This window comes from Rhodohalobacter sulfatireducens (genome assembly GCF_022012475.1).
In the GTDB taxonomy this organism is placed as follows: Bacteria; Bacteroidota; Rhodothermia; order Balneolales; family Balneolaceae; genus Rhodohalobacter; species Rhodohalobacter sulfatireducens.
In genome coordinates this window covers 1-13,026 of sequence record NZ_JAKLWS010000056.1, presented here as the reverse complement: position 1 = coordinate 13,026, position 13,026 = coordinate 1, and the positions used below count along the sequence as shown (strand labels likewise).

At 41.4% G+C, this 13,026-nt stretch carries 13 protein-coding genes; 2 read left to right on the top strand and 11 right to left on the bottom strand.

Annotated features, from left to right (window positions below; translation table 11 throughout):
• From L6773_RS20695 to L6773_RS20675, 5 genes are all read right to left on the bottom strand, one after another.
• The coding region (locus L6773_RS20695; RefSeq protein ID WP_237856569.1) for a hypothetical protein at positions 1 to 240 on the bottom strand (240 nt) is incomplete at its 3' end.
• A 428-nt stretch (positions 241 to 668) separates the two neighbouring features.
• The gene (locus L6773_RS20690; protein ID WP_237856568.1) at positions 669 to 1,358 is read right to left on the bottom strand and encodes an energy transducer TonB; all 690 of its coding nucleotides are present in this window, start codon (positions 1,356 to 1,358) and stop codon (positions 669 to 671) included.
• 98 nt (positions 1,359 to 1,456) lie between these two features.
• Positions 1,457 to 2,380, bottom strand: coding sequence for an N-acetylmuramic acid 6-phosphate etherase (gene murQ / locus L6773_RS20685; protein WP_237856567.1), 924 nt, complete (start codon positions 2,378 to 2,380; stop codon positions 1,457 to 1,459).
• Complete coding sequence (gene accC, locus L6773_RS20680; RefSeq protein ID WP_237856566.1) at positions 2,377 to 3,876, bottom strand: acetyl-CoA carboxylase biotin carboxylase subunit; 1,500 nt, start codon at positions 3,874 to 3,876, stop codon at positions 2,377 to 2,379. The genes murQ and accC overlap by 4 nt, the downstream gene beginning before the upstream one ends.
• Before the next feature lie 181 nt (positions 3,877 to 4,057).
• Entirely contained in the window at positions 4,058 to 5,032 is a 975-nt protein-coding gene (locus tag L6773_RS20675; protein WP_237856565.1) for a phytoene/squalene synthase family protein, read from the bottom strand.
• A 175-nt stretch (positions 5,033 to 5,207) separates the two neighbouring features.
• Here L6773_RS20675 and L6773_RS20670 point away from each other — a divergent pair, with 175 nt between their 5' ends.
• On the top strand, positions 5,208 to 6,233 hold the full coding sequence (locus L6773_RS20670) for a LacI family DNA-binding transcriptional regulator (RefSeq protein WP_237856563.1): 1,026 nt from the start codon (positions 5,208 to 5,210) through the stop codon (positions 6,231 to 6,233).
• Positions 6,234 to 6,239: 6 nt separating this feature from the next.
• Positions 6,240 to 7,190, top strand: a complete 951-nt coding sequence (locus L6773_RS20665) for a phosphoribosylaminoimidazolesuccinocarboxamide synthase (RefSeq protein WP_237856562.1) — start codon at positions 6,240 to 6,242, stop codon at positions 7,188 to 7,190.
• 128 nt (positions 7,191 to 7,318) lie between these two features.
• On the opposite strand, the gene L6773_RS20660 is transcribed toward L6773_RS20665, so the two are convergent.
• The 6 genes from L6773_RS20660 to L6773_RS20635 all read right to left on the bottom strand — a co-directional run.
• Entirely contained in the window at positions 7,319 to 8,188 is an 870-nt protein-coding gene (locus L6773_RS20660) for a 3-keto-disaccharide hydrolase (protein ID WP_237856561.1), read from the bottom strand.
• Positions 8,189 to 8,552: 364 nt separating this feature from the next.
• The gene (locus L6773_RS20655; protein WP_237856560.1) at positions 8,553 to 9,341 is read right to left on the bottom strand and encodes a methyltransferase domain-containing protein; all 789 of its coding nucleotides are present in this window, start codon (positions 9,339 to 9,341) and stop codon (positions 8,553 to 8,555) included.
• Between the two features lie 27 nt (positions 9,342 to 9,368).
• Positions 9,369 to 10,052, bottom strand: a complete 684-nt coding sequence (locus L6773_RS20650; protein WP_237856559.1) for an alpha/beta fold hydrolase — start codon at positions 10,050 to 10,052, stop codon at positions 9,369 to 9,371.
• Positions 10,053 to 10,418: 366 nt separating this feature from the next.
• Complete coding sequence (locus L6773_RS20645) at positions 10,419 to 11,528, bottom strand: DUF4837 family protein (RefSeq protein ID WP_237856558.1); 1,110 nt, start codon at positions 11,526 to 11,528, stop codon at positions 10,419 to 10,421.
• Positions 11,529 to 11,547: 19 nt separating this feature from the next.
• On the bottom strand, positions 11,548 to 12,360 hold the full coding sequence (gene trpA, locus L6773_RS20640) for a tryptophan synthase subunit alpha (protein WP_237856556.1): 813 nt from the start codon (positions 12,358 to 12,360) through the stop codon (positions 11,548 to 11,550).
• A gap of 237 nt (positions 12,361 to 12,597) precedes the next feature.
• Positions 12,598 to 13,026 (bottom strand): putative oxidoreductase C-terminal domain-containing protein (locus L6773_RS20635; protein WP_237856555.1); only part of this gene is annotated, 429 nt, incomplete at its 5' end.

Here is a 13,026-nt window from a genome sequence, read left to right as displayed (position 1 = left end):
TAAGAAAAAGGCCGTTGCTTTGGAGAAATATTTTAAGACCGGGTCAGGTCGTGCAATATTAGAAAAACGAATTTTAGGATCTGTTTGAATCCCTCCCTCTTTTAATCGACGAAGCAATATGTAAAAAAAGAAGGTCAAGGATATACTTGGCATCATAGCTGTCCAAAACGTTTCTAAAGTTGGAAAGAATCTTTGTTTTTTGAATGCATGGCCAGATTTGGCGTAATTTTCTAAATTCAACCCCTACTTGAACAAACCGGGCATTGTCTCAGGCTTTTCCCCAAGGGATACCTTTGGTGCAGCCTGCCGGCAGGAATTGGTTCTTCCACCCAGGGCGAGGCCCCGGGTTGTGATGTTTCAGGCTGAAAGCCTGTTACAACGTAGCTTGGGGCAACGCCCCAAGTCTACATGCGGAATCCTGAAAGCAGGCTGAAAGCCTGAGACAGACTCTACGTCTTCTGATTTCAAAAAAAATGTTTTGGACAGATGTGACTTGGCATGGTCGTTCCGCCATAAGCGTGATTTACAAACATACAGATCACGCTTGTTTTCTTTCAAATAAAATCTCTGACACGATTAAGCTATTTACAGTGCCACGAGGATGTTCTGTGCGCCCTCTCCTCACTTAAAAGCAGCAAAGGGAAAACCACAAACCTTCGAACTCAACTCTAATAGTTGAACCTCTGCCGCGTAAACGCCTTAACAGGTTCACCATTCTGGCGGGCTGGGCGAAATCGCCATTGCATAGCTGCTCTAAGTACAGCATCCATCAGTCCATATTGAACGTATTCGAGCTGCTCATAGTCGCTCCCGCCTCGTTCGTATAGGCGGATCTCCATAATGCTTACCTCTTCCACTTCTCCCTCCTGGTCTACCAGGAAATTAACAATCATTTCCAGCCGTCCTTTATATTCCTCGGGAACTTCTTTGGGGGCCGTCGCTTCTACAATGTGTACAACAGAGGGCGGAATCTGGGGATTACCGACAATCCGATCTTCGTTACCGCTTAAAGCAGTACCCGTACCCTCTTCAGGTAATGGAAGTGTTTCAAGATCCAGCTCTGTTTCAAAATCCAGCTCCTCTTCAACTATTACATCATCCGGAACCGGGACGGGGGTCTGGGGTTTTGGCGGTGGCGGTGGTGATGACTGCTGGCGGGTGATTTGGATATCTTCCAGCGCAACGACCTCGTCTTGTTCAACCTGAACGTCAATTTTGGGTTCATAAACAGTTTCGGGCCAGAGACGAATCATTAGAATCAATGAAAGCTCTACAAAAATGATAGAAACCAGCACCAAATTACGATAGTCCCTGTCTGAGAGACGCCTGTTTTTTTTCTGATGATTTTCTTTCGCCACCGTTTATGCCTGGTTGATTTTGATAAACATACAAATGTGCATTTTACTATGCATAGAACGGATAACGTGCTGATTCCTGATAAAATTTGGTTTTAATTTTATCGGTGTTTCTGTAAAGCCCGTCGTATAAAACCGTCATGCTCCTTCAGTTTCTGATGCGCTGTTTCTTTATCAACATCTGTAAGCGCCATCAGCAAAGCTGTTTTTACATGATTATCCGCTGTGTCGAGCAGTTTTGATGCTTCGCTATAATCAACACCGGAAAGGCTCATAACAATCCGCTTGGCCCGCTCTTCGAGCTTTTTATTGGTGAGCTGCAAATCAACCATCACATTTTCATACACTTTGCCGAGACGGATCATCGCCCCCGTGGTAAACATATTCAGAATCATTTTTTGAGCTGTTGCGCTTTTCATTCGAGTACTTCCCATCAACACCTCGGGCCCCACCGGAACGGCAACTAAATAATCCACTTCAACTTCTACCTGTTCTTCCGAAACAGTTGTAACCATTATCGTTACGCAACCGATGGATTTAGCCTGTTTGAGTGCACCGTGAACGTAAGGAGTACGTCCGCTTGCAGCTAAACCGACCACAACGTCTTTGTTGGTAACGTTTAAACTTGTCACCTCATCCATCCCGATCTGTTCGCTGTCCTCGGCACCCTCCTGGGCAACGAACATCGCTTTATTCCCCCCGGCTATGAAACCTTGTACGACCTCAGGATTGGTTCCGAACGTGGGCGGGCATTCAGCAGCATCAAGGACACCGAGACGTCCGCTGGTACCCGCTCCAAAATAGAGGATTCGTCCCCCGATCTTTAATTTTTCAACAATCGAGTCGATCGCATCGGCGATTACATCCAGTTTATCCTCAACGGCATGAGCTACCTTTTTATCCTCATCGTTTATGATTTGAACGATGGTCCTGGAATCGGCCAGATCGATCTCGCTGCTGTTCGGGTTTCGCTGTTCGGTAAGTAGTTTTTCGAGCTGGTTAAATAATTTTTGGTTTGATTTCACTGAACTGCTTTTCGTTTTTCCCACCAGACACTTTCTTCAATTACCGTACCCGATGGTTTTGATTTTGTTGATGATTGTTCATCTCTAAACCTGAGTACGGAAGATACAATTGCAGCCAGTTTTTTGTCAGTGAAATCTGACATATTCTCCGGGGTGAAATGATCAGGCACAAAATGTGTGTCGTACTGCCCCTCCCGGAATTTCTCGTGCTTCAGTGTAAATTGACAAAACGGGATTGTTGTGCGTACCCCGGATATCTCGTATTCATCCAGTGCACGAAGCATACGATCAATCGCTTTCTCGCGATCGTTGGCAAAAGTACAAAGCTTGGAAATCATAGGGTCGTAATAAATGGATACATCTTGCCCCTCTTCTATACCCGCATCAACACGTATGCCCGGGCCTGCAGGAATTCGATGACGGTGAAGGGTTCCTGTACTTGGTAAAAATTTGTTGGAGGGATCTTCGGCATAAATACGGCACTCAACCGCATGTCCACGTTTTTTGATATCCTCTTGTTTGAAGGGTAACTCTTTACCTTCTGCAACATCTATCTGGAGCGATACCAGGTCCAAACCGGTAATCAGTTCTGTGACGGGATGCTCTACCTGGAGACGGGTGTTCATTTCAAGGAAATAGAAATTCATATATTTGTCCACAAGAAACTCCACGGTTCCGGCACCAACATAATTACAGCTTTTGGCAACCGTACATGCAGCATCTCCCATCTGCTTGCGAAGTTCATCAGTCATAATTGCCGAAGGGGCTTCTTCGATAACTTTTTGATGACGCCTCTGCACAGAACACTCACGTTCAAACATGTGTACAACATTTCCATGCGTATCTGCAAAAACCTGGAACTCAATATGCCGTGGTTCTTCAAGATATTTTTCCACAAACACACGGTCGTCCCCGAAAGCGCTCCTCGCCTCTGATTTTGCTGCTTTTACGCTGCCTTCGAACAGATCTTCATTGTGAACAATTCTCATTCCCTTTCCGCCACCACCGGCTGCGGCTTTAATCAATACCGGGTAACCAATCTCTTTAGCAATTTTTTTTGCTTCCTGGATATCTTCCATAGCCGATTCCGTTCCCGGAGGAAATGGAACATCAGTTTTTGCCATCAGTTCTCGTGCTTTTGTTTTATCGCCCATCATCTCTATTGCATAGGCTGTGGGGCCAATAAAATTGATATCATTTTCTTCGCAAAGATTAGCAAATGTTGCATTTTCACTAAGGAAACCATACCCCGGATGAATAGCGTCGGCGCCCGATTCTTTGGCCACCTCGATTATCTTCTCCATCTTCAGATAACTTTCTGATGATGCTGCCTCGCCAATATGATACGATTCGTCTGCTGCCAACACGTGAGGAGCAGTTTTATCGGGTGTAGAGTAAACACTAACCGTTTCAATTCCCTTTTCTCTGCAGGAACGTATCACTCGAACTGCAATTTCTCCCCGGTTTGCAATGAGTACTTTCTTAATAGAAGCCATAATATTAGAACAGGTTTTTTTTTAATCTTCAGAGCTGTAATTGGAGATTGTCTTAATCCGTCTGAGATTTCCGACAATATTTATTTTTTAACATCTCAATTTTTCACTCTCTTCATTGAAAAATAGTAAAAAAAAGATCAACAGTAAGGATAATTGAGAAAAAAAGATCAGCTTTTACGAATCAAGAATCCGTTTTCAACTGGTAGATAATTTTAGGTAAGATTGAAAACTTCTCAGTTGCATTCAGATAGGCACGTTGATTGAAAACCTGGTACTGATTCTCCTCAATTTTGTTCAAAATACGGCTGTAATTTTCCCGGGCAAGAAGTACAGGTAGCCGGCTATCACGATTCAGCATGGGAATTCCCTTGTCAGCTTCAATATAATACCGACGTGCTCGATCTATTTGAAACTTCATCAGGTCAATAAATCTTCCGGATAATTTTTTACTGAACATTTCATCTTCACTTACTTTGAAACGTTCTAAATCCTCTCTTGGGATATAAATTCGTTCCCTGTCAAGATCTTCACCCACATCTCTCAAAATATTTGTTAATTGCATGGCAATTCCCAGTTCCACAGCGTGATTAATTGCCTGGGGATCTTTGTATCCAAAGATTTCTGATGTCATCAAACCAACAACCGATGCAACCTTGTAGCTGTATTCGTAAAGCTCCTCAAACGTATCGTACCTGTTTTTAACAAGGTCCATTTTTACACCGTCGAGGAGTGTTAATGGGTGCTCGAGTGAAATATTATACCGATTTAAAACATCAGCGAAGGCAATGAGAACACTGTTTGTTTGCTCAGCTCCACGGTAGGCACCAATCAGTTCTACACGGAATTTTTCCAGTTGGTTTATGACTTCTGCACGACTTTTTTTCTCTTTGAAAGGATTGTCTTCATTCTCATCTACAATGTCATCCAGTGTTCGGCACAGGCCATAAATGGCAAATATTCCCCTCTGCTTGTGATATGGGAGGAAACGAGTAGCCATATAGAATGTTTTGGCATGTTTCCTGGTGATACTCCTGCAGTGAGCGTATGCAAACCGAAGCCGGTTATCTTCTATCTCTGAGATTACAGCTTTGTGAAAGCTGGTTTTCTCATAAATAGGCCGGATGAGAGAGTATGGAATTTTAATAAGATCTGTCATGTAGAAATCTCGAACATTTATTTATCTAATGCCAGAAGTATCATAAAAAGTTCCTGAAAATTAATAATTACGTTAAATATCTTTTTTTCCTTTATTTTAAGATTGAATAAAATGCACTCTATTTCTTAAAAAAGATGTGCAAAGCTTATTTTGTTATTAATTGAATTGGTGAACTATGAAATCTAAAAATAAAAAGATAACCATTTATCAGGTTGCACAACGAGCAGGAGTTGCAATCTCTACGGTATCGAGAGTTTTAAATAATTCACCCAACGTTTCTGAAAAAACCAAAGAAAAAGTAAATGAGGCAATTAATGAGTTAAATTTTCGACCTCAGGTTAGTGCCCGAAAACTTGCCAGCCGGGAACCCCAAATGCTGGCTATTGCAGTCCCATCTTTTACGACTCCATACTATAACGAAGTTCTGAAAGGTGTTAAAGATGAGATCCAGGATATGGACCTGGATATAGTGATTTATAATACGGGATCAAAAAATCCCAAAGAGGGAGTTGAAAACTTCTTTGACCGGGGAACAGCAGATGCCGTGATTACTATCAGTATTGATGTTACGGAAACTGTTCATCAGCAACTGCAATCGTCCGAAATTCCGGTCGTATTGATTGGGAGTTCTCATCCATCCTACAACTATTTTGAATTAAATAATCGAAAAGGTGGTTTTCTGGCCGGCGAACACCTGATTAAACAGGGCTTCAGCCGTTTGGGAATGATTAAACCGGTTCTTAATAACAAATCTTCACAAGAACGAGAAGCAGGTTTCATGGAAGCCTTGCGTGAGTTTAAAATGCCCATTGAAAAGAAATTCTTCATCTCCGGAGAGAGCACCAAGCATGCAGGTTATACAGAAGAAGCCGGTTTTGAGGCCATTTATACCTATGAAAAAATGGGGGACTTCCCGGATGCAATTTTCTGTTCGAATGACACTCAGGCTATTGGTGCTTACCATGCTTTGTCAAAATTAGGAATGAGAATCCCGGAAGATATCGCCATTATGGGATACGATAATATCAAATTTACCAAATACCTGGATCTTACCACTATCGATCAGAAAATGTACTCAGTGGGTGTTTCTGCAACAAGACGTCTGGCTGAAATTATTCGACACGATCCTGTTGAGAAAATTCAAAAAGTGATTGATCCTATACTCGTTCCCAGAAATTCAACAAAAAACGTGAACGGCTAACCTCAGATGAACAAGCAGGAAGCACTCGAGCATTGCATCACATCTACAAATGTAAAAGGCCCCGGCGAACCCTACCGAGGAAAAGTCCGGGATGTTTACTCTCTTAAAGGTGGTATGCTTGGCATTGTCGTATCAGACCGAATCTCAGCCTTCGATCACATCATGAAGCAGGCCATTCCTTTTAAGGGACAAATTTTGAACCAACTGTCTGCTTTTGGTTTTTCAAAGGTTGAAGATATCATGCCCACCCACGTTGTGGAAGTGCCCCACCCAAACGTGATGATTTCTAAAAAATGCGAACCGATTCCGATTGAAGTCGTGGTTAGAGGTTACCTGACGGGGCACGCCTGGCGGGTGTATAAATCCGGAAAACGAGAACTATGCGGCGTTACTCTTCCGGGAGGGATGAAAGAGCATGATAAATTTCCTGAACCGATCCTCACTCCTGCCACTAAGGCCAAAGAGGGACACGATGAAGATATCTCCGAACAAGAGATCCTGGACCGAAAAATTGTTGCCCCGAAACGTTGGGAGGAAATTCGTGAAAAAGCTTTTAAACTTTTCAAAAGAGGGACAGAAATTTCTGCCAGGCAGGGACTTATTCTCGTTGATACAAAATATGAAATGGGATTACATGACGGTGAACTTACCCTGATTGATGAAGTTCACACTTCTGACTCCTCCCGTTACTTTTACCTTGAAGGGTATGAAAAGCGCCAGAAAAAAGGCGAACCACAAAAACAACTATCCAAAGAATTTCTAAGAGAATGGCTTATGGATAAAGGCTTCCAGGGTAAAGAGGGACAAACTCTGCCGGACCTTCCGGATTCGTTTCGTTGGAGTATCTACCAAAGATATGCAGAACTTTTTGAAACACTAACGGGAGAAAAATTCAAACCGGTAATCGTAAAAAATATCGATAAGGAACTGGAAGAAATTTTCCAGCAATATTTGTAAGACTCTCAGTGGACTTGGAACCGGCACAAGTTTGAATATGAATGCCGTACATTCATGAAAATATCATCCACGTACAGAGAAACTATTCCCGACTTGATTTCGCCTGGATCAATCAATAAGAATAATCTCTATAAAATCTCATCCGGTATCTCCTCGATCTGTTGAATCTGAATATTTCTGTAGAAAATTTCAGCACCCTCTGATTGAAGTTGGATCTTACCTTTTTTAAGCGGTTGAAGAGAACCATTGTCATTGTATTGTGAATTGTAGATTCGCATATTCACATGACCATTTACCACATGAATACTATTTCCATCCACGGTGTAGACTTCAACGGTATTCCATTCCCCCATGGGACGTTCATGATCCTCATTGTGATTACAGACAGCAGTCCTCACGTCAAAAAGTTGTCTCTCTGAATTTTCATCGTAATAAAACTCATCACCCGACTTACGTGCCGGTATACGGGCCGACGTTGTATCAACAGCTATAAAATCACCTGTATTGTCTACCATCACCTGGCATTCCAGTGATTTCATCCATACTCCGCCCCAGGCACCTTCTTCTCCTATTGAATGATATAAAATTCCACTGTCCATTAGCAGATCTTCCCGAGGCGGGTATTTCTCATCTCCCCACTTAAACTGTAAGCGTAAATGATAATTTTCATACTCCTCCTCGGTAACAAGTATTCCAAATGTTTCACCTGATATGCGGATGGCCGGTTCATTATCCTCCTCAACAACTGTAAAAACCTGTAATGGATCACTATTTAAACCAATTGGCTCAAGGTAGTTTCCTTCTTCATCACGTGGAATTGAGGGCACTTCAGAAGTTGGTTCAGGCCTTCTTTGATAGGTATACCAACCTGTCAGATCTTCCCCGTTGAACAAGGAAATCCACTCCGTTTCTTGTTTCACATCCTCTCCATTTGGGAAAATACTTATAACGGAAGGGACAAGAATAAAGATGAATAATACCAGCAATAGATTTTTCATATCTCAAATGATTTTTATTCTGATTAATCTTCCCTAAGATAAAAAGAATTTTCCCGGATAACTTTCAATGCTATAAATTAACTTACGCTTATTAGCAATTTTTCGGCGGAGTCGTGAGTAAAGTTGGTAAAAATTACAAGTTCCGGTTTGTTGGCTTCTCCTTGAATTGCCTCTTCATTTGATTGGTGCCTCTCTCCCACCAATGAAACACCAAATACCCGGAACTCTCTGTACCTGTTATGGAGTCGCGTCAGGCTTAGATTAATCTTTAGTAAGTCGCCTGTAACGCTGAAACTAGAATTGAGTTAACTACAGTTTTCCCGATCTTTGTGCCCATTCGGGTTACAAAAATATTTTGGAGAGATCACGATTCTAAATCACGTTTTGCGGCAATAAATGCTGTGTGGTATTGTACCTTAACCCGGCCTTTCTCTTGCTCTAGCCAATACTCATTCAACAGGTTCAACTGTTTAATCGAGAGTGAACTGTTATTAAAATTGGTTGAAGAACCAAGGTTTTTCAGGTGTCGAAAGAAATCAAAAACAGAGCTGAATGTTTCAATCATATCATCTTCATAGTAATCTACCTGGAAAGGCCCCATCGATAGATCAATAACTACTTTTTCAAGATCCGGCAGCGTATTGCCGGTATATGGAATTCCGAGATCGAGACAATATTGTCTCCAGTTTGAAAATGACTCACTGGCGGGAAATGAGATCAAAAATATGCCTCCCGGTTTAAGTGAGGTAGCAATCTTTGATAAGGTTTGTGCAGGATGTTTAAACCAGTGTGAAACGTAATTCCCGGTAATTAAAGCATACCTTGATTCTTCAAAACCAGACTTTTCAGCATCCAGCTTACGAAATGTGGTGTTCCCTGTTTCCGAAAATTGTTCTCTGCAAAATTCCACCATCTCTTCAGACAGGTCGGTGATAATCAACTCCCTGTTTTTAAACATTTTTTGAAGATGGCGGGTAAAAAAGCCGGTTCCTGCTCCAATTTCCAGTATCGGTCCGTCCGGAACAGAATACTGCCATGGTTCAAGTGCCTTTGCAAGTCGATCCGCAATATTTTTTTGGAGATTGGCATGTTCATGATAATAGTGAACTGCACCGTTAAAATTATTCCTGATCTCCTTTTTCAAATCAGCCAATGTAATATCTGTAGTGAAAAATGATTGTTATTTGATTAGCAACAGGGAGTTCAATATCTCAAATATTTTTGAACTATGAGTAAAGGGAATTGCATGTCCCGCTTTCTTAACCTCAAAATATTGACTTCTTAATCGAAGTTTTGAAAACATCTCCCGGGCTAGTTCATTGTCCACAATTTTGTCTTCTGCTCCATGAAATATCGTAATGGAGTTCATATCAAAGATATCGGCATTTTTACGGTTATCGTGATCAAGGTCACCAAGATCAGATAACAGTAGATCGTGACGAAGATTCCCCGGCACATCAATTTTAGGTTCTTCGGGATGAAAAACTCTTTCATAAAACTTCTGAAGTACTTTTTTGGGAGAATCAACAAACTGCGACTGCATCTTTCTGAGGAAGAACTTGGAGCGTTTGTGTTCCTCTTCTGAGATGGGATGAAAATTCAGAAACCCACTGATAATTACCAGGTGATCGGCATTTTGCAGAACCGATTGATCGCACCAATGGAGTCCGTATGAATGAACCAAAAGTAGTTTCTCAGAACCTGATGCCCTATCCCATGAGGGGGAATATGAATCTGAGAAATACCCTCTGTCAGCGGCATCAAAATGTACATTCGGTTCCAAATGGGCTTGTAAAGGTTTCCATATGGATGTATCAAACCCCCATCCATGGTAAGCTAAAACTTGATATTTTTTTTCACTCATGGTTATTGCAGATCAACAATTTTATTACAGCCCGTTTCCTGATATGCAGAACCCAATATTGGTAGTGCAAGTGTTGCAGAGTCGATAAATCCATTGCAATAGTTAAACAGGGTATTAATTACTGTACCTGTTGAAGAAGTAAAAATTACTCTAAACCAGTGGGTTAACTTTGTAATTTGCTCTTTCTTTATCGTATGATTTGCCAGGTTCAGATAAACAATATTGCTGAAATTCAGAGGATTCTTTCATTCAATATTTATAAAAGGGGATGATTCAATAGAATTAATGAGGTTGAAAGTTTCGGAGCAATACTCCGACCGTCTTTCTATAAGCTTTTTATAATAAAGCCGATTGCGAGAAGATTGACTATTCTTCGCGCACCAGGTTTGTTAATGAATCAGATTCCTTATTCCATGTTGAATCGGATTCAAACGTTCGACCCATCGTGCGGAATTGACGAACAAATCGGCGTTTACGTACGCTCGGGGCAAACTGACCATACTCGATCATAAAGAGGCGTTCCGTCCTCGGATCATAGTAAGTAAAGTTCACAAAAGGCCCACCCATAAAATCATTTGTCATACGCCAGGTTCCCAGTGTTTCGTAACCGATAATTCTGTCATCTCGGTCCATCTGTGTAGTAATGACGTTTCGGCGGCTGTCATATTCCGTTGTTACATATGAACCTTCGCGTGTACCCTGAACATATTTTTGAAGGAGAGAGTCGCGCGTGGCATTAATCCATTCACTATCAATAAAACCGATTCCTTCCACATCGTCCTGCCACCAAGCCATCATCCATCGATCATTCTCAGGTAGTGAGCGTCTGAAGACAGCTACATTTGATGTATCGACAGTTTGAATGTAATCATGCTGCATTCTCACTTTCCATCCATGTTCATTCCAAAGTGAGTCGCTGATGGCAACCTGCTCACCCCGACGATAGATTTCATATTCTCGCCGTTCAAATTCCCGCTCCATCAAATGACTGACAAGTGAACTCTCAGAATTTCGGATTTTTTGTGCCAGGGATGAATCCGAATTTGAAGTCAATATTAATACCCATTGATCTCTCACCCATTGATCTTCAATCGGAAATGCAAAACTTTCTCCTTCACGAACCCGCTCTTCTACATCGTCGCTTAACAGGGCCCGTATTAACCTTCCCACGTTGTTCTCTGAATCAATAGGAGCAGCAAAAATTAAATTTTTCAGGTTTTGGATGTTATCGAGTTGGTCATTTGTTTTAAATTCTCGAAACGTCAAATCGTAGGTAGGTTCGGGGCTCGGCAAAGTTCTTATTCCGGCTCCAAACGTTTCTTCAAGAGCCAGAGCTGTTTCACTATTCCAGTCTGTGGAATCCATTACAACGTATACCTCATCCACAGCCCCTATGGATCTTGACCTGTAATCTCCCTCACAAGCCGCAAAAAATCCAATTCCAATGATTGTTAAAACCAATAAAAACTTATTCATAATAATATCAAATTGTGGGTTAAGCTTTCCCGAATTTTAATTTCCTAACAAAGCTGAATACTTTATCCTTCCAGCCTTTTTTGGGGTATTCTTTTCTGATTGCATCAATAAGAGCACTCCCTACAATAAAACCATCTACTTCTTTTGATATAACTTTAGCGTCCTCATAACTCTTGATGCCAAATCCTACAAGTTTAGGATTTTTTGTGACGTTCGACTTCACTCGATCGATAAATCTCTCAACCGATTTTGCTACTTCTTCACCTTCACGTGCACCCGTTACACCGGTTACTGAAACGCAATAAACAAATCCGTTGCTATGCTGATCAACCAAACGCATCCGCTCATTTGTAGAGTTCGGGGCTACGAGATAGATTAAATTGAGATTGTACTCATCAGCAGTTTTGGAAATAATGGACGATTCCTCTACCGGAGCATCCGGAATAATTAAGCCGTCCACTCCGCTCTCCCCGGCTTCTTTGCAAAAACGTTCAACACCATACTTCAAAATCGGGTTGATATATCCCATCAGAATCAAAGGAATTTCTGATGATTTTCGAACTTCACGAACCATTTCAAAAATCTTACTCATCGTAATTCCATTACTGATGGCCGTATTGCTTGCGTATTGGATGGTGGGGCCATCTGCCAACGGATCGCTAAATGGCATTCCAAGTTCAATCAGTTCAGCACCATTTACCTCGAAACCTAAAATCAACTCTACTGTTGATTCAAGATCCGGGTAGCCGGCTGAAATAAAAAGTGACATTATTTTTTCATCATCACTTTTATTTTCAAATAGCGACTGAATGCGTGTTTTTTGTGCAATCATACAAATATAAACGTTTGATTTAATGCTTCTCCCGAATAAATATCCAATCAACGAATAAATGATCTATATCAGGATAATTAGGCTTCAAATATCAAGAATTTAAGGTAGGGAAATGAAAAGACTTTTTACATATCGGATCTAACTAAATGAGCACAATTACAGAATTTTACCCATAATCATTTAATAGATGATGGTATTCAAATATGTTCCACAACCAACAGAATTTCTTTGAGACATTTAATTATGGCTTTTTTCATAAGCCCGGGTTGTGATGTAGTACTTCGTTAAAAGGTTTGTTCGCTCCCAGTCGGACAAAGCTCCTGCCTGCAGGTCTTCAAGATAATTTTCCATAACACGAGTAAAATGTTCTTCATGAGACTCATTGAATTCATCCGGTATTTGGATCTTCCAACCGAATGGAGTACTCACCGCAGAAAGTCCCGGAAACCGATCATTTAATTCAGTCAATGCGTTATTGATATCCTCTTCAAACTCTTCAGAATCTGGCTCTCCAACCGGTTCAACATATAACGTTGCCTGGAAATTTTGTTCTACATTTTGGCGTATCACAAGATTTGCGTTTGTTCCCCGGAGGCTGGAATAATGGGTATCTCCACCCTCAGGATTGGTAAATCCCCATTCTACCGAGACTTTTGCAAACAGATC